The organism is Novosphingobium terrae (assembly GCF_017163935.1).
GTDB lineage: Bacteria > Pseudomonadota > Alphaproteobacteria > Sphingomonadales > Sphingomonadaceae > Novosphingobium > Novosphingobium terrae.
Genome location: NZ_JABVZR010000001.1, coordinates 3,318,452 through 3,337,422 on the forward strand (window position 1 = coordinate 3,318,452; position 18,971 = coordinate 3,337,422).

Sequence of the window (18,971 nt, forward strand, 5' to 3'; positions counted from 1 at the left end):
ATCACATCTCCTCGACGGCCTCGACGCCCAGCAGAGCCAGGCCATTGCGCACAACCTGCCCGATTTGCGTGCCAAGGAAAAGGCGTGCTGTCGTCAATGCGCCATTCTGGGGCAGAATGAAGCGCTTGTCGGGCCGATCGTTGCCGACATTCCAGTAGGAATGGAACGCCGAGGCCACATCGGCCAGGAAGAAGGCGATGCGATGCGGTTCGCGCGCGACGGCGGCGGCTTCCACGATGCGCGGGAATTGCGCGATCAGCTTGACCAGCCCCAGCTCTTCCTCGCCCAGCTGCTCGATAGCGTCGGGCGCGGGGGCAAAGCCCTCTGCCGCCGCCTTGCGCAGGGTGGAGCGGATGCGCGCATGGGCATATTGCAGATAGAAAACCGGATTGTCCTTGGAGGCTTCCACCACCTTGGCAAAGTCGAAGTCCATCTGGGCTTCCGGCTTGCGGGTCAGCATGGTGAAGCGCACGACATCCTTGCCGACCTCCTTCACCACATCGGCCAGCGTCACGAAAGTGCCCGAACGCTTGGACATCTTCACCGGCTCGCCATTGCGCAGCAGGGCGACCATCTGGACCAGCTTGACCTCGAAGGGCGTGGGCTTGCCCTTGGCGCCCGTCATCGCGGCGACGGCGGCCTTGATGCGCTTGACCGTACCGGCGTGATCGGCACCCCAGATATCGACCAGAGCGTCGGCACTCTGGGCCTTCTGGAAGTGATAGGCCAGATCGGCGCCGAAATAGGTCCAGCTGCCGTCGGACTTCTTGATCGGGCGGTCCTGATCGTCGCCGAATTTGGTGCTGCGGAACAGCGGCAGGGCGACGGGCTCCCAATCGTCGGGCAGCTTGCCCTTGGGGGCTTCCAGCTCGCCATCATAGACCAGATCCTGAGCGCGCAGCCAAGCCTCGGCCTCTTCCGGCTTACCGGCGGCCTGCAGTTCGGCTTCCGAGGAGAAGAGGTCGTGCTTGATGCCCAGCAGCGCCAGATCCTCGCGGATCATGTCCATCATGGTGGCGACGGCCTTGACGCGGAAGATCGCCAGCCATTCGGCTTCCGGCGCATCGACATACTTGTCGCCAAATTCAGCCGCCAGCGCCTGACCCACGGGGATCAGATAATCGCCCGGATAAAGCCCTTCCGGGATCGCGCCCACTTCGATGCCCAGCGCCTCGCGGTAACGAATGTGCGCCGAGCGGGCCAGCACCTGCACCTGAGCGCCCGCATCGTTGACGTAATACTCGCGGATCACCTTGTGACCGGCATATTCCAGCAGGCTCGCCAGAGCATCGCCCACCACCGCGCCGCGGCAATGGCCCATATGCATGGGGCCGGTCGGGTTGGCGGAGACATATTCCACATTGACCGTGGTGCCCTGCCCCAGCGCCGAACGCCCGTAATCTGCGCCCAGAGCGGCCACGGCGCGCAGCTCTTCCAGCCATGCGGCAGGCGTCAGGCGCAGGTTGATGAAACCGGGCCCGGCGATCTCGGCGCTTTCCACCAGATCGAGCTTCTCCAGCTCCTCCACCAGCGCCGTCGCCAGAGCGCGCGGGTTGGTGCCCGCAGGCTTGGCCAGCACCATGGCGGCGTTGGTCGCCAGATCGCCATGCGTGACATCGCGCGGCGGCTCCACCGTCACGGCGGCGCGGTTCAGGCCAGCCGGCAGCGTGCCCGCAGCCTCCAGAGCATCGAGCGCGGCGGCGACATGGCCGGCAAAGGCGGCATGCAGGGTCTGGGTGGTCATAGCGAAAGCCTGTTCATGAACAATCGGGCGAGAACGCCCAAAAAACGATCAGCCCCAGCGCCTAAACGGACGCCGGGGCCAATGGCAAGGATTAAGCGGAACGAGACCCGTCCCGCGCAGGATCATCGGGTTGCGTTGTAACCCAGCTGGGCATCCGAAAGCTGGAAGCCCACCAGCACCTCGAAGGTGGCCTTGTTGACTGCCGCCAGCACGCTGGGATCGGCCAGCGGATCAATGGCAGCATCGGCCTCGCCCGACTTGCGGGGGCGCACGATGCGGTCATGGATCGCGCGGTCCAGCGTGGCTTCCTTCTTGTCGATGGTGGCGGTGCCGTCAGCCGTGGTCTCGGCGCGGTCCTGCCCATCGGCGAAATGGACGGTGGCCGAGCCCAGGCTCTTGGCGATCACCACATTGCCGCCGCGCATCACGGTGAAGAAGTAGGGCAGCGTCACATCGCGGGCGCCATGGTTGTCACTGCGGCGCACCTGCACCTTGAAAGTGACATGCGACTTCACGGGGCTGGCCTTTTCATCGCATTCCGGGCGCACATCGGTGATGGCGGCCACCAGATCGATGTCCCTGGCGTCAGACGAGCCGGGCACGCGGAAGGTGGTCATATCGCCGGTGGCATTGGCAATGCCCACCGCCGGGCAGGTGGAGCGCACCGCCGTGATGCCCACGCCTTCGTCCACCACCAGTTCACCCTTGCCGGAGCAGCCCGCCAGCAGGGCACAAGCCGTTCCAGCAGCAAGAACAGCCATCATACGGGGACGAAAATGCATTCTCACGTTCCTTGGAAGTCTCCGGCATCTTCGATCCGGCGTGTTATCTTGCACGCTGCCCTAGCGGGCCGCGTCGCAAAGCGCTAGAGGCGGCTTCATGAACGCTTCCTTTCCCGATGCTGTGCAGGCCACTGACCTGCTGCCCCTTCGCCTGCTGATCGCCGCCCCGCGCGGTTTCTGCGCCGGTGTCGACCGCGCCATCGAGATCGTGGAGCGCGCGATTCTCAAATTCGGCGCCCCCGTCTATGTGCGGCACGAGATCGTCCACAACCGCTATGTGGTGGATCAGCTGAAGGAAAAGGGCGCGATTTTCGTGGAAGAGCTGGATGAGGTGCCCGATGGCGCCCCGGTGATCTTCTCGGCGCATGGCGTGCCCAAGTCGATTCCCGCCATCGCGGACGAGCGCGGCTTGGACTGGCTGGACGCCACCTGCCCGCTGGTGTCGAAGGTCCACCGTCAGGCCGAGCGCCAGATCGACGCCGGCCGCCACATCATCTTCATCGGCCACAAGGGCCATCCCGAGGTGATCGGCACGCTGGGTCAGGTGCCCGAAGGCACGATCACGCTGGTGGAAACCGTGCAGGACGTGCTGGACCTGCCCTTCACCACCGAGGACGCGCTGGGCTTCCTGACCCAGACCACGCTCTCTGTGGACGATACGGCGGAAATCGTGCGCGCCCTGCGCAACCGCTATCCCCATATCAACGGGCCCAAGGCCGAGGACATCTGCTACGCCACCTCGAACCGTCAGGCGGCGGTCAAGGCGATTGCGCCGCAGGTGGAGCTGCTCTTCGTGATCGGCGCGCCCAATTCCTCGAACTCGATGCGTCTGGTCGAAGTCTCCACGCGCGGCGGCACGCCCGCCCGTCTGGTGCAGCGCGCCTCCGAGATCGATCCGGCATGGCTGGACGGCGTCAACACGCTGGGCCTGACCGCCGGGGCCAGCGCGCCCGAGACGCTGGTGCGCGAGGTGATCGACTTCCTCTCCACCTTCCGCGCCGTCACCGAGGAAACCGTGGTGACGACCGAAGAGAAGATGATCTTCAAGCTGCCCCGTCAGCTTGCTGACTGACAACTTGGGTCAGTTGACTGAATAACAGACTTTCGGGGGAATCATGGCCGTCTACACCCATCTTGGCGCCGAGGCGCTGGGCGAGTTGATCTGCGCCTTCAACGTGGGCGACCTCGTGTCGGCCAAGGGCATCGCCGAGGGCGTCTCGAACAGCAACTGGCTGATCGAAACCACCGGCAAGACCGGTTCCGGTGCGCGCTTCATCCTGACGATGTTCGAAGGACGCACCGAAATCGCCGATCTGCCCTTCTTCCTCGGCCTGCTAGACCACCTTGCCGATAAGGGCTGCCCCGTCCCCCGCACCATCCATGACCGCGATGGCGCCTCCTTCCGCAGCCTGACCGGCCCGGATGGCGAGGAAAAGGTCGTCGCGCTGATCGAATTCCTGCCCGGCGTCTCGGTCAGCCTGCCCACGCCTGCTCAGGCCCATGCCGTGGGCATTGCTCTGGCGCAGATGCACCGCGCGGTGGAAGGCTACGGCCAGAACCGCCGCAACACGCTGGCCCTGCCCGCATGGCGCGAATTGCTGGAAGCCTGCAAGGCCGAAGACCTCGCCACGATCGACCCCGCTCTGGGCCAGACCGTCACCGAAGAACTGGCCTTCCTCGACGCCCATTGGCCGCGCCATCTGCCGACCGGCGTGGTCCATGCCGACCTCTTCCCCGACAATGTGCTGATGCTGGGCGAAACCGTCACCGGCCTGATCGACTTCTATTTCTCCTGCACAGACATCATCGCCTATGACGTGGCCGTCACCCACGCCGCATGGTGCTTCGACAATGCCGGGCGCAACTTCGACCCGGCAATTTCGCAGGCGCTGCTGAAGGGCTACGAATCGATCCGGCCTCTGAGTGGCGAAGAACGCGCAGCCTTGCCCGTGCTGGCGCGCGGCGCGGCGATGCGCTTCATCTCCACCCGCGCCTATGACTGGATCAACACGCCTCAGGACGCGCTGGTGGTGCGAAAAGACCCCATGGCCTTCGCCCGCCGCCTCGCCTTCTACGCCGACCCCGCCAACGCGGGAGTCTTCGCATGAAGCAGGTCGAGATCTTCACCGACGGCGCCTGCAAGGGCAACCCCGGCCCCGGCGGCTGGGGCGCGCTGCTGCGCATGGGCGAGGTGGAAAAGGAACTGTCGGGCTCAGACAAGGCGACCACCAACAACCGCATGGAAATGACGGCGGTGATCCGCGCCCTCGCGGCCCTCAACCAGCCCTGCGCCGTGCGCCTGAGCACCGATTCGAAGTATGTGATCGACGGCATCACCAAATGGGTGTTTGGCTGGCAGAAAAAGGGCTGGGTCAACGCCAAGAAGGAACCCGTCGCCAATGAGGATCTTTGGCGCGAGATGCTGATCGTCGCCAAGCCGCACAAGATCGACTGGCAATGGGTCAAGGGTCACGCGGGCCACGCCGAGAACGAGCGGGTGGACAAGCTGGCCAGTGATGCTGCGGTTGCAGTCGGGAAGAAGGGTTAAAGGGATAGAATGCGAGGGTGTTACACCCTCGCGCTCCCGGGTTTTGTCAGCGTTTCGCATCGGGTTCAGCAACAGCGCAACGTCGCTGCGCCGCAGGCTATAAGTTCCCCGCACTGCCTATTGATCCAAGGATATCTGCCTGCGGCGCCCCAGGTCGAGCAGGTGGAGAGGCTGGGCACACCATTGCGGCGCCACTGCCGCTTCGTCGGGAGACGTTATGGGAGTGCGAGGGGGTAACCCCCTCGCTTTTCTCCCTTCAATCTTCCCGCAAAAACCTTCCCGGCCTGTAAGCCTCGGGCGAAACCGCCCCGACCTCCAGCCCAAGCAACAACCGGGCCGCCAGATCCGACCCGGCAGGCGCCGTCTGGATGCCGAAGCCGCCCTGCCCGGCGCACCAGAAGAACCCCGGCACGTCAGCGTCAAACCCATACACCGGCAGCCGATCCGGCGCGAAGCTGCGCAGACCGGCCCAGCGGTGCTCGATGCGCTCGACCTGCCAGTCCACGATCTTTTCCAGCCGGTCGATGCCCAAAGCCACATCGATTTCCTCGGGGGCGGCGTCGCAGGGGGGCGTGGGGGTTTCGTCGTGAGGGGTGAGCCAGAGACGGCCGGATTCGGGCTTGAAGTAGAAGCTTTCGTCCAGATCAAGGACCAGCGGCAGGCTGTCGGAAGGCGCCGGATCGACGCGGGCCTGAATCATGGTGCGGCGATAGGGCGTGATGCCCAGAGGCGCGGCGCCTGCCATCACCGCCAGTTGGTCCGCCCATGCACCGGCGGCGTTGACGATCAGCCGCGCGCTGATGCTGCGCCCATCGGCCAGAGTCAGCGCCCAGCCTTCGCCCCCGCGCACCACGCCAGCGACTCGGGCATCGCACAGCAGCTCCACGCCGCCTTGGCGGGCCTCGGCCAGATAGTGCTGGTGGAGGGCGGCGACGTCGATGTCGCAGCAGTCTTCCTCCAGCGCGCCCAGCACGTAATCGGGGCTCAGGCCGGGGATGTAATGGGTGATCACCGCGCGGTCAGCCACCGAGATGCGAACGCCCAGCGCGGCAAAGCGCGCGACGAAAGCGTGCAGTTCGGCCTCCTGCCCCTTGCGGGCCAGGGTCAGGCCACGGCGCTTGTGAAGCACGCCCAGGTCCCACAGCGCGGGGCCGGAGGCCTGCGACAGCGGCTGAACGCCGGGCCCGCCATAGGTTTCATGCCAGAAGGCGGCGGAGCGGCCCGTGGCGTGGTAGCCGGGGCGGTCCTCACCTTCCAGCATCAGGATACGGCCACTCACTTCATGCGCCACCAGAGCGGCGGCCAGCGAGGCCCCGGCCATGCCCGCGCCGATGATGGCGATATCGCAGGAGAAACTCATGCGGGCTCCCTTGGCCCGTCAGACCTGCGCGTCAAGGGTTTGCGTTAAGGATTGCGGCGCCCGCTCATCCAGAAAGGCATGGATTGCGGCCAGCAGAGGCGCGCGCACCGCGTCCACCTCACGCAGCACCTCGTGGCGCGACTCGCGGCCCAGCGCGATCAGTTGCGCATGAGGCAGGCGCCGGGCCGCCGCCAGCACCGCGGCATGGCTGACAAGATGGTCCGCGCTGGTGGAGATCAGCAGCACCGGGATCGTCACGCCCTCCAGCACGCCCGGCGCAAACAGCGCCTTGCGCGAGGCGACGGCACGCTCCATCCAGCGCCAGCTGGCAGCGCCCGTGCCCAGATCGGGGCGCTGCGCGCGCCACCACAGCTCATCCTCATGGCGGCGCTGGTCATGGGTGAGCAGATGCATGCGCAGGGCGGTGGTGGAACCGGGCTTTTCGCCGCCCTTCCACGCCGGGCGGCGCGAATCGCCCAGCTTGGCCATCAGGCAAGCGTAAACATGCTGTAACCATACCGGTAGACCGGGAGCAAAGAATCCCAGCATCGGGGCGGAGAGAATCAGTGCGTCGGGGTTAACTTTGTGCTCGGCAACGGCGCGCAAAGCCAGATGACCGCCCATCGAATGGCCCGCCAGCACATGGGGGCCTTCACCGGGCCGAAACCAGTCCGCCCAGAAGGCGGAGAGGTCGTCAATCCAGACCGAGAAGTCCTCGATATGGCCGGTGGTGGCATCCAGCCCCAGCCGCCCGGAACCGCCCTGCCCGCGCCAGTCAAAGCTGGTGACATGCCAGCCGCGCGCCTGCATTTCCGCGAAGAATTCCAGATGCTTCTCGAAGATGTCGCCGCGCCCCGGCACGAAGAGCAGACGCCCCCGACAGGGCACGCCGGGCAGCGGCGGGATGGTCAGGCGGCGCAGCCTCCAGCCATCGGGCGCGTGCCACTGATCCTCTTGCGCAAGGGGGGGCAAAGAGCGGGTCGGAAAGGCCAGATCGGCTTGCTCATACTCCGGCATGTGCCTGATTTCTGACCTTCTCGTTGGTTACCGTTTGGTAAGTGATTCCAAGCTAAAACCTTCCCCAGGTCGCCCTAGGGATTCCACTAGGGTTTTCACGTGGTCTACCCTGGGGGGTTTCATGGGGGTTTGGTTGTCCTACGGTTTGCTTGGCGGCTTGGCAATTGCCCTGCTCGTCGCGGCCGTGACCGACACACGCCGCCGCCAGATCGACAATGGCCTCAATCTGGCCATTGCGCTGGGCGCTCCTCTCTTCTGGTGGGCTCAGGGGCTCACGCTTGCGGCCATCGGCTGGCAGCTGGGCTCCACAGTCGGGGTCTTTGCGGTGCTGACCGGCCTGTTCGCCTTCGGGGCGATGGGCGGGGGCGATGTGAAGCTGCTGACCGCGCTGGCGCTGTGGATCAAGCCGCTGTGGTTCCTGCATCTGCTGATGGTGATGGGGCTGGCGGGCGGTGTGCTCACCGTGGCTCTGGCGCTCTGGCATGTGGCCCGCCGCCACAAGGAACGGCCGGTGGTGCCTTACGGCATCGCCATCGCTCTGGCGGGGCTCTGGGTTCTGGTGGTCGATTATCTGCCGCTGCTCCACGCGGGCGGACCGGCAGGGTGACCTGATATTAACCATTTCCGCGCATCAGCGCGGTTTGCGCGATTGTTGCGCGTGTGAAGGGCTGAAGTGAGTCATGGACAGGAAGAAGGTCATGATCATGCTGGGGCTGGCGGTGGTGGCGGTTGTCACCGCCCTGGCCGCTATGAGCATGCTGAAGGGCAGCCCCGCGCCGCAAGTCCAGGCCGCCTTGCCCGTGATCGTGGTGCCCAAGGGGCCACGCGTGCTGGTGGCGCAGCGTTCGCTGCAGCCCGGCACGATCATCACCAATGACGCCATCAACTTCCAGGAATGGCCCAAGGACATGGTGAGCGGCGCCTATTTCGTGGACGGCAAAACCGACATGAACAAGCTGCTGGGCACCGTTGTCCGCTTCCCGATCACCGCGGGCCAGCCGCTGACCACCGGTGCGCTGGTCGCCCCGGGCGATCGCGGCTTTCTGGCTGCCGCGCTGGGGCCGGGCATGCGCGCCGTGACGATCACCGTTTCGGAAAAGTCGGGCGTGGCCGGTTTCGTCTTCCCGGGCGATCATGTCGACCTGATGTTGACCACCGCCGTCAAGGTGAACCAGCCGCAGGGCCAGGGTGGCGCCACGCCTGATACGCGCGATCTCTACGCCACCGAAACCATTCTGAAGAACCTGCGCGTGCTGGCGACCGACCAGTCGACCGAGCAGGAAACCAACAATGGCAAGACCATCGTTCACACCTTCCACACCGCCACGCTGGAAGTGACCCCCAAGATCGCCGAAAAGATCGAGGTGGCCCAGCAGGGCGGCGCGCTCAGCCTGGTGCTGCGCTCGCTGGCGGACAATCAGAGCGATCTGGATCACGCCATCGCCAATGGCTCGGTGAAGCTGCCCGAGGGCGCCACCAGGGCCGATGAGGCGCGCGCTCTGGCCAGCGCGAAAGGCAATCCGGGCAATGCCGGCGCCACCGGCCCCGGCTCGCGCACCACGCTGATGGGCGGGCGCCTGAGCGATGGCGCAGCCATCCAGCCCAGTTCGAGCTTTGCCACGGCAGGCGATGTCTCGCGCTTCCAGCGTCGCGGCCTGCCTTCGAACATCGTGCGCGGCCCCGCGCCGGGCAGCGAGGTGCGCGTGATGCGCGGCAAGGACAGTGAAGCGGTATCGATGTCGGCCAATGGCCAGGCGGCAGGGGCCGCTGCCGGAGGATTTGTGGGCGCGGTGGCCCAGGGCATGGGTGGTGCGGCCGGGGGGCCTGCGACATCACCCAATCCGGTGAATTGAGAAGGGTGGATCATCCCATGAAGAACCGTTTCCTCTCCCTTCTCCTGTCGGCAGGGGCCATCGGCACCCTGTCGCTGGGCATGGCGAGCACCGCGCAGGCCGCGCCGCGCAAGGCCCATCATCCCGTCCGCAAGGCGGCTGCTCCTGCTGTCCATGTCGGCGCACGGGCACCCGATTACGGCGTTCCGGCCACCGGCATCATCAGCAGCCCCACCGGCCAGATCGTGCTGTCGATCGGGCGTGGCCAGCTGGTCAATCTGCCCGGCACGATGAAGGATGTCTTCATCGCCGATGACAAGATCGCCGATCTTCAGGTCAAGTCGAACCACCAGCTCTACCTCTACGGCAAGGGCAGCGGCGAGACGACCGTCTATGCCAGCAACGCCGAAGGCCGCGTGGTGTGGTCCGCCAACATCCGCGTGGGCAACAGCATCGACAATGTCGACCAGATGCTGCGTGTGGCCATGCCCGAGGCGCATATCGCCACCTCGACACTGGGGCCGGCCTCGATCCTGCTGACCGGCACCGTTGCCGCCCCCGAGGACGCCGCCGAGGCCACCCGCCTGGTGCAGGCCTTCATTGGCGACAAGGCCAATGTCATCAGCCGCCTGCGCACGGCAACGCCGCTGCAGGTCAGCCTGCATGTGCGCATCGCCGAGGTCAGCCGCACGCTGTCCCGCACCATCGGCACCAATCTGACCGGCACCTCCTCCAGCACCAATGGCGTGCAGTTCGGCATTGCGCGCGGTGACAATCAGGGCACGGTCACCAATCCGCAGGGATTGCTGTCCTCCTCCCTCGCCACGGGCACCTATACGTCGGCGCCCACGGTCTACAATTTCCCCAGCAACCTCACCGGTTCCACCGCGCTGTCGCTGGGCACGAAGTTTCTGGGCCTGTCGCTGCTGGCCTCGCTGGATCTTGGCGAATCGATCGGTCTGGTCACCACGCTGGCCGAACCCAATCTGACCGCGCTCTCGGGCGAGACCAGCACCTTCCTGGCGGGCGGCGAATATCCCATCCCCATGTCGAGCGGGCTTGGCACCGTCTCGGTGGAGTTCAAGAATTACGGCGTCTCGCTGGCCTATACGCCCACCGTGCTATCGGACGGGCGCATTTCGCTGCGCGTGCGGCCTGAAGTGTCGGAACTCTCCTCGCAAGGCGCGGTCAGCTTCGGGGGCTATTCGGTGCCCGCGCTCACCATCCGCCGCGCCGAAACCACGGTGGAACTGGGCTCCGGCCAGAGCATGATGATCGCCGGCCTGCTCTCGAACAATGCGCAGCACACCATCACCAAGCTGCCGGGCGCGGGCGATCTGCCAGTGCTGGGCTCGCTGTTCAAATCGACCAACTTCCAGCGCGGCGAAAGCGAGCTGGTGATCGTAATCACCCCCTATCTGGTGAAGCCGGTCAATGCCGCCGACATCAAGCTGCCCACCGACGGTCTGCAGAACCCCACCACCACGCAGGAGGTGCTGGGCAACATGCTGACCGACGGCAAGAGCGGTTCGGTGCGCCCCGGCCCGACCTCGAGCGACAATGGCGCTCCGCCGCGTGTCGGCCTGAACGGCGAGCCTGCGCCGCAAGCCTCTGCCGGCGCTCCGGCCCAGCAGGCAGCCGCCGATCCGGCCCCCGCCCCGCTGACCAAGCGTCAGGCCAAGGCGATGGCCAAGGCCGCGAAGCAGGCCCAGCAGGCTTCCGCTGCCGCCCCCGCGCCCGCCGCCTCACCCAAGGGTGATGCGCAGGCCCCCGGCTTCTCCCTGAATTGAGCGAGGCGACGATGCGTTTCATTCCTCACGCCGCGACAAAAGCCAGTGCTGGCGTCACCCTGGTTGCCTGCGCTCTGGCGCTGGCGGGTTGCGGGGGCACGGCCACCAACCGCCTGATGATCCCCCAGCATCAGCCCGTGGTCACCCACAGCAGCTTCTCGCTGGATCTGACCGAGGGTGCCGATGGCATCGCGCCGTCCGAAAAGGCCCGCCTGTCCGGCTGGTTCGACGCCATGGGCCTGCGTTATGGCGATCAGATCGCCATCGACGATCCCGCCGCCAATGCCAAGACCCGCGCCGCCGTGGCCGATCTGGCCGCCGCGAAAGGCCTGATGATCTCGCCTCAGCCGCCGCTGGCGCAGGCCGCGCTGGAGCCCGGCACCTTGCGCATCGTGCTGACCCGCGCCAGCGCTACCGTGCCCGGCTGCCCCGACTGGTCCGCCAATTCCGAAACCAACACGATGAACGCCCTGCATCCCAATTTCGGCTGCGCGGTGAACAGCAATCTGGCCGCGATGGTCGCCAATCCCGACGATCTGCTGCACGGCGCCCATTCGGATGGCAATCCGGTGGCCACCAGCAACAAGGCGATCTCGACCTATCGTGACGCCAAGCCCACCGGCAGCGGCGGCACCACCCTGACCGCCACCAGCACCAAGGGGAGCTGAGCCATGAACGCGCCGTGGAAAGTCGGCCATCAGGCCCGCGAACCCTTCGCCGCCTTCCTGTGCGACGATGCCAGCCTCGACGTGCTGCGCCCGCTGGTCGCCGATCTGGGCTGGACACCGGAAAAGTGCCAGCGCGGCGGTCTGCGCAATGCGGTGCAGGCGCTGGCGGTCTCCTCCAGCCCGCATATCCTGATGGTCGATCTGTCGGAAAGCGGCGATCCGCTCTCCGACATCAATGCTCTGGCCGAGGTCTGCGAGCCGGGCACGGTGGTGCTGGCCATCGGTCAGCTCAACGATGTGCGGCTTTACCGCGATCTGCTCTCCAGCGGCATTCACGACTATCTGCTCAAGCCCCTGCAGCCCCATGTGGTGCATGAGGCGCTGCTGAGCGCGCAGGCCTTCTTCTCGCAGCCCCGCCATGAGGAAGGCAGCGAGGTGCGCCATATCTCCACCGCGGTGATCGGCACGCGCGGCGGCGTGGGCGCCTCCACTTTGGCGACCTCGCTGGCCTGGCTGTTTGCCACCGACCACAGCCATCCCACCGCCTTGCTCGATCTGGACATCCATTTCGGCACCGGCGCGCTCAGCCTCGATCTGGAGCCCGGCCGGGGTCTCACCGACGCCATCGAGAACCCCAGCCGCATCGATGGCCTGTTCATCGAGCGCGCCATGATCCGCGCCAATGACAATCTGGCGATCCTCTCCGCCGAAGCGCCGATCAACCAGCCGCTGATGACCGATGGCAGCGCCTTCCTCCAGCTGGAGCAGGAGTTCCGCACGGCCTTCCAGATGACCGTGGTCGATCTGCCGCGCAACATGCTGATCAACTTCCCGCAGCTGCTGGCCGATGCCAATGTCGCGGTGGTCGCCACCGAGCTGACTCTGGCCGGCGCGCGCGATTCGATCCGCATCCTCTCCTGGCTGAAGGGCAATGCCCCGCATATCCATGTGCTGATGGTGGCCAACAAGGTGCAGATCGGCACGGTGGAGATCAGCAAGGCCGATTTCGAGGCCAGCATCGAGCGCAAGATCGATGTGCTGATCCCCTATGACTTCAAGGCCGCCACCCATGCCGCCAAGCTGGGCCAGACCTTCGTGGAGGCCAATCGCGCCACCAAGGCGGGCATCGCCATGCGCGAGCTGTCTCAGGCGGTGCGCGCTGTCGGCTTCGTGAGCGAGGCGGCTCCGGTCAAGGAAGAGAAGAAGTCGCTGCTCGGCAAATTCGATCTCAAGTCGATCCTGCCCAAGAAGTCCAAGGATCAGCCCAAGGGCCAGGGCAAACCCGCCAAGGCTTCGGCCTGATCGCCGGAAAACGGAAGCGGAAGCGGAAGCGGGCAAAAGGAAGGTGATGCGTCGCGATGGATAGCGTGCAGATCGTGCTGATCGTGCTGATCGTGGCCCTGCTGGGCGGGATCGGCATGCTGGCGCTGGGCGGACCCGACCCGGCCAAGGAAAGCACGCGCCGCCTGCAATCGCTGCGCCTGCGCCATTCCGACAGCGCCAACGCCCGCATGGAGGCGCAGATGCGCCGCGCCGTGGCCGCGCGCAAACCCAATGTGCCGCGCATCGCCGGTTCCGCCAGCCGCAGCGAGGCGCTGGCCCTGCGCCTGCACCGCACCGGCCGCAACTGGACCTTGCAGCAATATCTCTATGCCTGCGGCGGCATCACTGCGGTGGTCGGCCTGCTGGTGCTGATCAAGAGCGGCAGTCTGGTTCTGGCGCTGGCCGTGGGGCTGATCGTGGGCGCGGGCATTCCGCATATGGCCGTGGGCATGATGATCAGCAAAAGGCTGAACCAGTTCACCACCAAATTCCCCGATGCCATCGAGCTGTTGGTGCGTGGCCTGCGCTCCGGCCTGCCGGTCACCGAGACGCTCAATGTCGTTTCGACGGAAATCCCCGGCCCGGTGGGTCAGGAGTTCAAGCTGGTGACCGAGCGCATCAAGATCGGCCGCACCATGGAGGACGCCCTTCAGGACACCGCCGACCGGCTCAACATGCCCGAATTCAGCTTCTTCTGCATCACGCTGGCCATCCAGCGCGAAACCGGCGGCAATCTGGCCGAGACGCTGGCCAATCTGGCCGATGTGCTGCGCAAGCGCGCCCAGATGAAGCTGAAGATCAAGGCCATGAGCTCTGAATCCAAGGCATCGGCCTATATCGTGGGCGCCCTGCCCTTCATGGTCTTCGTGATGATCTGGACAGTGAACCCCACCTATCTCTCCGGCTTCTTTTCCGACCAGCGGCTGATCGTCACCGGTCTGGGCGGGCTGTGCTGGATGGGCATCGGCGCCTTCATCATGGCCAAGATGGTCAGCTTCGAGATCTGAGGGGCGCATGGACAACAAAATCCATAATGGCATGCTCTTCGGCGTGGATGTGGTGTGGGTCGGCACGATCCTCGCCGTGGTCGCCGCCGGGCTGGTGGTCGCCGTGATCTACATGGCCCTGACCATCCGCGACCCCATGGCCAAGCGCGTGAAGGCGCTGAACGAAAGGCGCGAGGAGCTGAAGGCGGGCATCGTCGCCATCAATCCGAAAAAGCGCGCCCAGCTGGTCCGCCGCTCGGAAACCACCGACCGCATCCGCACCATCCTCAACAAGCTGAACGGCCTGCAGGACAGCCAGATCCACGAGGCCACGCAGAAGCTGGCCCAGGCCGGCATCCGCAACAAGGAACTGGCCGTGGTGGTCATCCTCAGCCGCCTCGTGGCGCCCATCGTGCTGGGCGGGCTGGCGGCGCTGGTGATCTATGGCGCCAATTATTTCCCCGAATGGTCCTCCTTCAAGCGCTTCATGGGCTTCGCCGCCGCGCTGGGCGCGGGCTACAAGGGGCCCGACATCTATCTCAAAAACCTCATCAACAAGCGCACCGCCGCGATTCGCAAGGGCCTGCCCGACGCGCTGGACCTGCTGGTGATCTGCGCCGAGGCAGGCCTGACCGTGGACGCCGCCTTCAACCGCGTGGCGCGCGAACTGGGCCGCGCCTATGCCGAGCTGGGCGACGAATTCGCGCTGACCGCGATCGAGCTGTCGTTCCTGTCCGAGCGCCGTCAGGCCTTCGAGAATCTGGCCTATCGCGTCAATCTGGACGCCGTGCGCGGCGTGGTCACCACCATGATCCAGACCGAGCGCTATGGTACGCCTCTGGCCTCCGCCCTGCGCGTGCTGTCCGCCGAATTCCGCAACGAGCGCATGATGCGCGCCGAGGAAAAAGCCGCCCGCCTGCCCGCGATCATGACCGTGCCGCTGATCCTGTTCATCCTGCCGGTGCTGTTCGTGGTTATTCTTGGCCCGGCGGCATGTTCGATCGCGGATGCCTTCTCGAATGGGTCGACCAAGCCGCATTAAAGGGGTTGGAAGGGGTGAATGCGAGGGTGTTACACCCTCGCGCTCCCATTATTGTCTACGTTGCGCATCGGGTTCGGCCATGGAGCAACGTCGCTGCGGCGCTGGTCTTCGCGCGAAACCCGTAGATAGCCATAGTCCCTGGTGATGCGGTATAGCCATGACGGCATGCTCTCTATCCGGGGAATAGCCGTGCTACTGATCGACTTTGTAGCGTTCTTCTGTCTGGTCACGCTTCTCTTCGCTCGCGAAACACCCTTGGGGCAATGGCTCCACAAGGTGCTGGTGCAGGATATCGCTGACAGGCTCGGCAGCATCAGATCAGGGCATTGGCTATGCGCCGGAGCGGTGCTGCTGGTGATCGGACTGCTCTATTGGCTCGCAAAAGCCGATGGATTGATGTTCGTTGCGATGAGCGCGCCGGATTTCGCGGTCTGGTTCTCGACCTTCGAGATCTCCACCTATGCCGATGCGCTGATCGCCGTGGCGATGGCATCATCGAGTCTGCGCATAAAGGCCATGCGGCTGCATAGGGGCGGGAGGCTGACGCGAATCGCCTCTAAACTGCGCAGACAGCGAAAGCACGGCATCAGAACCACCCGCGCAGCAAACGACGATGAAGAAGAGGATTCTCTTGCACAGGTGGAGAGCCGAGGCGCCCCATTTCGGTGCCAATACCCTATCGTCGGGAGACGTTATGGGAGCGCGAGGGGGTAACCCCCTCGCACTTTCCTTTTTCTTCAATCCTTCTTCAAAACCCGCCCGGCAACGGCATCCAGCTTGGCCACCAACACCGCATCCCGTGCGGAAGGCGCCGTAGCGAAAGCGAACTCCAAAGCCGTATCGATCGGGCTGGCCTCGCGGACCTCCGGCAGAATATCGGCCAGATGCTTCACCGTGGCGCGGGCGCGCTCGGCGTTGGCCTTCATCACCGCGAAAACCTCGGCGGCTTCCACACCGGCCTCGCTGTCGCGCCATGCGTCATAGTCGGTGACCATGCCGAGGATGGCGTAAGGCAGTTCAGCCTCGCGGGCGAGGCGGGCTTCGGGCAGGGCGGTCATGCCGATGACGTCGGCGCCCCAGGCGCGGTACATGCGGCTTTCGGCGCGGGTGGAGAACTGCGGCCCCTCAATGGCCACATAGCAGCCCGCGTCATGCACGGTGGAACCGGCGACACGCGCGGCGCTGCCCAGCAGGCCGGAGAGGCGCGGGCAGACCGGATCGGCCAGGCTGACATGCGCCACAAGGCCCGTGCCGAAGAAACTGCTGGCGCGGCCATGGGTGCGGTCGATCAGCTGGTCCACGGCGACGACATGGCCGGGCGCCATCTCCTCACGCAGCGAGCCGATGGCCGAGAGCGAGATCAGATCGGTCACCCCGCAGCGCTTCATCACATCCACATTGGCGCGGAAATTGATGTCCGAGGGCGGGATGGCATGGCCCGCGCCGTGGCGGGCGAGGAAGGTGAAGCGCACATTGCCGATGCGCCCCTGCACCACCGGGCCCGAAGGCTTGCCGAAGGGGCTCTGGACCTCGATCTGCTGGGCATCCTCCAGCGGCAGACCCTCGGCCAGACCCGATCCGCCCATCACGCCGATGTGCCACTGCGTGCTGCTCATGCGATCCATTCCTTCTGCTTATCGGCGTGTCAAAAATCCATCCATGCCGATGGATTATGACAATCAGTCGTATTGGCCGTCGCGCGGCACCAGAATGCCCGCCACCACGAAGTCATTGAGATGGGCGCGGTATCCGTCACGCAGGCTTTCGTCCAGCACATCGCGGCCCGAACAATAGCGCAGCACCAGCCGGGCCGAAAAGAACCGGTCCGCCGCGCCGATCACCGTGAAATAGAAGAACTGCGGATCGACCGGGCGGAACACGCCCGCCGCCACGCCCTCGCCGATCAGCCGCTCATAGGCGTCCAGCATGGGTTGCAGGCAAGTGTCGGCCAGATGCTGCGCCACCTCGGGCGGCTCCTGTCGGATCAGGCGCATCAGCAGGCGGTGGATATAGGGCGTGCGGAAGAAGGTGTTGACCACCGCCGTCATATGCAGCCGCAGCTTGGTCTCGGGATCGGCCTCCTTGGCGAGCAGCGTGTCCACGGCCTTGAGAATGCCCGCGAAATCGCGCTCCAGCAGGGCCTTCATCAGCCCTGCCTTGTTGCCGAAATAATACTTCACCAGCGCCGAATTCAGCCCCGAGCGCGCCGCCAGCTCCGACAGCGAGACATCCACCGTATCCTCGTCGCGCATGATCTGGCTGGCGGTTTCCAGCAATTGCTCACGCGCGGCAGGAGGAGCCGAGGCAGGCACTGCCCCCATCAACGCGGCCCCATGCGGATCGCGCCATCCATGCGAATGCACTCGCCGTTCATGTAATCATGGCCGATGAGGAACAGCGCAGTCTGCGCATACTCCGCCGCCCGGCCAAGGCGCTTGGGGAAAGGCACATTGGCGGCCAGCGCCTGCTGCGCTTTCTCGGGCAAGCTGGCCATCATCGGCGTCTCGAAGATGCCGGGCAGGATGGTGTTGACGCGAATGCCGTCGCCCATCAAGTCACGCGCGATGGGCAGGGTCATCCCCGCCACGCCCGCCTTGCTGGCAGCATAGGCGACCTGCCCCATCTGCCCGTCCTGCGCCGCAATGCTGGCCGTGTTGACGATCACCCCGCGCTGCCCATGCGCGTCGATGGGGTTCAGTGCCACCATCCCGGCCGCACTGGCCGCGATGCAGCGGAAGGTGCCTGCCAGATTGACCGCCAGCACCTTTTCAAAGTCGGCGATGGGATAGGGCAGGATTGAGCCCGTCTCCTTATCCTTCCCCACCGTCTTGCGTGCGGTGACAATGCCCGCGCAATTGACCAGCACCCGCTCCTGCCCATGCGCCGCACGGGCCTGAGCGAAGCCGGCCTGAACGCTTTCGTCGCTGGTGACATCGACATGGGCAAACAGCGCGCCGATCTCTTGCGCGGCCTTGTGTCCGGCATCCTGATCCCGGTCGAAAATGGTGACCTGCACGCCTTGCTGCGCCAGAGCCGTCGCCGTCGCCAACCCGAGGCCCGAGGCCCCGCCCGTGACCACCGCCGCGATCGATGAGTTCAGTTCCATAGCGGGCATCATCCTCTTCTTGTCGTCGTTTAAGCGGACGATTAAAGAGGGTTGAGGGAAGAAGGAAGAGGAAATGCGAGGGTGTTACACCCTCGCGCTCCCATTCGTGTCTACATGGTGCTTTGGGTTCGGCCTTAGAGCACGGTCGCGGCGTCGCAGGCTGGCATTCCTTGCCTAGATTATCGTCTTGCAATTGGTTGCCTGCGGCGCTGGTTTAGCGCGCCCAATAGCGCTCGATGGCGTCCTCATCAGCGTAAAGCGCGATCATCGCGAAAGACCCCGCCTCGGTCCATGCACCGAAGGCCGATGCATGCAGCAATTCGCAAGCGCCCTGAACCGCCCAGATGTGGAACTTTTGCAAGGCCGCATCGTCACGTTCGATGGTGCTTTGCTGGTCGCTCACGCTCAGCATGGCGCCGCGATGCTTGAGAGCAGCCTCGCGCGGTTTCCAATGCACCAGAAAAGTCAGCCCTAACAGAGGCTCGGCCTGTGTCGGCGCCTTGTCATGCCGCTGGATCGGAGCTTGGATCAGTGGCGACAGAGGCTGGATAAAAGCGTGAGCAACCTCATGATCCTCCATCAGCCCAAGCCGCGCCAGCATGTCGCATGGCGCGTTCAGATTGTTTTCGCAGAAGTGAAAGAAAGCGCTCTGATTTCCGATCTTCTCGTAACAATGGCACCAGACAATGCGCGCGATCTGCGTCGCCAAGGCCTCATACGATGGAGCGCGCATCAAAACCTCGAAACACAGGTAGAGAGCCGAGGCGCTTCAT

19 protein-coding genes are annotated in these 18,971 nt (G+C 65.2%); 11 read left to right on the top strand and 8 right to left on the bottom strand.

Features of this window, described 5'->3' with window-relative positions; translation table 11 throughout:
* Position 1: 1 nt before the first annotated feature.
* On the bottom strand, positions 2-1,744 hold the full coding sequence (argS, locus tag HGK27_RS14860; RefSeq protein ID WP_206241534.1) for an arginine--tRNA ligase: 1,743 nt from the start codon (positions 1,742-1,744) through the stop codon (positions 2-4).
* 122 nt (positions 1,745-1,866) lie between these two features.
* Positions 1,867-2,526: a hypothetical protein gene (locus tag HGK27_RS14865; RefSeq protein ID WP_206241536.1), complete on the bottom strand. Its 660-nt coding sequence runs from the start codon at positions 2,524-2,526 to the stop codon at positions 1,867-1,869.
* 97 nt (positions 2,527-2,623) lie between these two features.
* On the opposite strand from HGK27_RS14865, the gene ispH reads away from it, so the two are divergent.
* The 3 genes from ispH to rnhA are packed head-to-tail and all read left to right on the top strand — an operon-like array spanning position 2,624 to position 5,074.
* Positions 2,624-3,598, top strand: coding sequence for a 4-hydroxy-3-methylbut-2-enyl diphosphate reductase (ispH, locus tag HGK27_RS14870; protein WP_206241538.1), 975 nt, complete (start codon positions 2,624-2,626; stop codon positions 3,596-3,598).
* A gap of 43 nt (positions 3,599-3,641) precedes the next feature.
* On the top strand, positions 3,642-4,634 hold the full coding sequence (gene thrB, locus HGK27_RS14875; RefSeq protein WP_206241540.1) for a homoserine kinase: 993 nt from the start codon (positions 3,642-3,644) through the stop codon (positions 4,632-4,634).
* The gene (gene rnhA / locus HGK27_RS14880) at positions 4,631-5,074 is read left to right on the top strand and encodes a ribonuclease HI (protein ID WP_206241542.1); all 444 of its coding nucleotides are present in this window, start codon (positions 4,631-4,633) and stop codon (positions 5,072-5,074) included. The genes thrB and rnhA overlap by 4 nt, the downstream gene beginning before the upstream one ends.
* A 256-nt stretch (positions 5,075-5,330) precedes the next feature.
* Here rnhA and HGK27_RS14885 read toward each other — a convergent pair whose 3' ends face one another.
* Positions 5,331-6,434 carry an NAD(P)/FAD-dependent oxidoreductase gene (locus HGK27_RS14885; protein WP_206241544.1) on the bottom strand — a complete coding sequence of 368 codons (1,104 nt, stop codon included), beginning with the start codon at positions 6,432-6,434 and terminating at the stop codon, positions 5,331-5,333.
* 18 nt (positions 6,435-6,452) lie between these two features.
* Entirely contained in the window at positions 6,453-7,451 is a 999-nt protein-coding gene (locus tag HGK27_RS14890; RefSeq protein WP_206241546.1) for an alpha/beta fold hydrolase, read from the bottom strand.
* A 121-nt stretch (positions 7,452-7,572) separates the two neighbouring features.
* Between HGK27_RS14890 and HGK27_RS14895 the strand changes: the two genes are divergently transcribed.
* The 8 genes from HGK27_RS14895 (at position 7,573) to HGK27_RS14930 (ending at position 15,806) form a co-directional block, all read left to right on the top strand.
* Positions 7,573-8,058 carry an A24 family peptidase gene (locus HGK27_RS14895; protein ID WP_206241548.1) on the top strand — a complete coding sequence of 162 codons (486 nt, stop codon included), beginning with the start codon at positions 7,573-7,575 and terminating at the stop codon, positions 8,056-8,058.
* 73 nt (positions 8,059-8,131) lie between these two features.
* A complete protein-coding gene (gene cpaB / locus HGK27_RS14900; RefSeq protein WP_206241550.1) occupies positions 8,132-9,304 on the top strand; it encodes a Flp pilus assembly protein CpaB in 1,173 nt (390 codons plus the stop codon).
* 17 nt (positions 9,305-9,321) lie between these two features.
* A complete protein-coding gene (locus HGK27_RS14905) occupies positions 9,322-11,073 on the top strand; it encodes a type II and III secretion system protein family protein (protein ID WP_206241552.1) in 1,752 nt (583 codons plus the stop codon).
* 11 nt (positions 11,074-11,084) lie between these two features.
* Entirely contained in the window at positions 11,085-11,741 is a 657-nt protein-coding gene (locus HGK27_RS14910; RefSeq protein WP_206241553.1) for a CpaD family pilus assembly protein, read from the top strand.
* A gap of 3 nt (positions 11,742-11,744) precedes the next feature.
* Positions 11,745-13,043 (top strand): AAA family ATPase, encoded by a 1,299-nt coding sequence (locus tag HGK27_RS14915; protein ID WP_206241554.1) that lies wholly within the window; start codon positions 11,745-11,747, stop codon positions 13,041-13,043.
* A gap of 56 nt (positions 13,044-13,099) precedes the next feature.
* Complete coding sequence (locus HGK27_RS14920; protein WP_206241555.1) at positions 13,100-14,071, top strand: type II secretion system F family protein; 972 nt, start codon at positions 13,100-13,102, stop codon at positions 14,069-14,071.
* Positions 14,072-14,078: 7 nt separating this feature from the next.
* Positions 14,079-15,092, top strand: coding sequence for a type II secretion system F family protein (locus HGK27_RS14925; protein ID WP_206241556.1), 1,014 nt, complete (start codon positions 14,079-14,081; stop codon positions 15,090-15,092).
* Between the two features lie 189 nt (positions 15,093-15,281).
* Entirely contained in the window at positions 15,282-15,806 is a 525-nt protein-coding gene (locus HGK27_RS14930) for a hypothetical protein (RefSeq protein WP_206241558.1), read from the top strand.
* Positions 15,807-15,829: 23 nt separating this feature from the next.
* On the opposite strand, the gene mtnP is transcribed toward HGK27_RS14930, so the two are convergent.
* The 4 genes from mtnP to HGK27_RS14950 form a co-directional block, all read right to left on the bottom strand.
* Entirely contained in the window at positions 15,830-16,708 is an 879-nt protein-coding gene (gene mtnP / locus HGK27_RS14935; RefSeq protein WP_206241563.1) for an S-methyl-5'-thioadenosine phosphorylase, read from the bottom strand.
* A 63-nt stretch (positions 16,709-16,771) separates the two neighbouring features.
* Entirely contained in the window at positions 16,772-17,413 is a 642-nt protein-coding gene (locus HGK27_RS14940; RefSeq protein ID WP_206241564.1) for a TetR family transcriptional regulator, read from the bottom strand.
* Entirely contained in the window at positions 17,413-18,198 is a 786-nt protein-coding gene (locus tag HGK27_RS14945) for an SDR family NAD(P)-dependent oxidoreductase (protein WP_206241565.1), read from the bottom strand. Before HGK27_RS14945 ends, HGK27_RS14940 begins: the two co-directional genes overlap by 1 nt.
* Positions 18,199-18,412: 214 nt before the next feature.
* A complete protein-coding gene (locus HGK27_RS14950) occupies positions 18,413-18,931 on the bottom strand; it encodes a hypothetical protein (RefSeq protein ID WP_206241566.1) in 519 nt (172 codons plus the stop codon).
* Positions 18,932-18,971 lie beyond the last annotated feature (40 nt).

Bases quoted from the DNA above. Each gene is read 5' to 3' on its own strand.
- argS (WP_206241534.1), bottom strand. From the start codon at position 1,744: ATGACCACCCAGACCCTGCATGCCGCCTTTGCCGGCCATGTCGCCGCC.
- HGK27_RS14865 (WP_206241536.1), bottom strand. From the start codon at position 2,526: ATGCATTTTCGTCCCCGTATGATGGCTGTTCTTGCTGCTGGAACGGCT.
- ispH (WP_206241538.1), top strand. From the start codon at position 2,624: ATGAACGCTTCCTTTCCCGATGCTGTGCAGGCCACTGACCTGCTGCCC.
- thrB (WP_206241540.1), top strand. From the start codon at position 3,642: ATGGCCGTCTACACCCATCTTGGCGCCGAGGCGCTGGGCGAGTTGATC.
- rnhA (WP_206241542.1), top strand. From the start codon at position 4,631: ATGAAGCAGGTCGAGATCTTCACCGACGGCGCCTGCAAGGGCAACCCC.
- HGK27_RS14885 (WP_206241544.1), bottom strand. From the start codon at position 6,434: ATGAGTTTCTCCTGCGATATCGCCATCATCGGCGCGGGCATGGCCGGG.
- HGK27_RS14890 (WP_206241546.1), bottom strand. From the start codon at position 7,451: ATGCCGGAGTATGAGCAAGCCGATCTGGCCTTTCCGACCCGCTCTTTG.
- HGK27_RS14895 (WP_206241548.1), top strand. From the start codon at position 7,573: ATGGGGGTTTGGTTGTCCTACGGTTTGCTTGGCGGCTTGGCAATTGCC.
- cpaB (WP_206241550.1), top strand. From the start codon at position 8,132: ATGGACAGGAAGAAGGTCATGATCATGCTGGGGCTGGCGGTGGTGGCG.
- HGK27_RS14905 (WP_206241552.1), top strand. From the start codon at position 9,322: ATGAAGAACCGTTTCCTCTCCCTTCTCCTGTCGGCAGGGGCCATCGGC.
- HGK27_RS14910 (WP_206241553.1), top strand. From the start codon at position 11,085: ATGCGTTTCATTCCTCACGCCGCGACAAAAGCCAGTGCTGGCGTCACC.
- HGK27_RS14915 (WP_206241554.1), top strand. From the start codon at position 11,745: ATGAACGCGCCGTGGAAAGTCGGCCATCAGGCCCGCGAACCCTTCGCC.
- HGK27_RS14920 (WP_206241555.1), top strand. From the start codon at position 13,100: ATGGATAGCGTGCAGATCGTGCTGATCGTGCTGATCGTGGCCCTGCTG.
- HGK27_RS14925 (WP_206241556.1), top strand. From the start codon at position 14,079: ATGGACAACAAAATCCATAATGGCATGCTCTTCGGCGTGGATGTGGTG.
- mtnP (WP_206241563.1), bottom strand. From the start codon at position 16,708: ATGAGCAGCACGCAGTGGCACATCGGCGTGATGGGCGGATCGGGTCTG.
- HGK27_RS14940 (WP_206241564.1), bottom strand. From the start codon at position 17,413: ATGGGGGCAGTGCCTGCCTCGGCTCCTCCTGCCGCGCGTGAGCAATTG.
- HGK27_RS14945 (WP_206241565.1), bottom strand. From the start codon at position 18,198: ATGGAACTGAACTCATCGATCGCGGCGGTGGTCACGGGCGGGGCCTCG.
- HGK27_RS14950 (WP_206241566.1), bottom strand. From the start codon at position 18,931: ATGCGCGCTCCATCGTATGAGGCCTTGGCGACGCAGATCGCGCGCATT.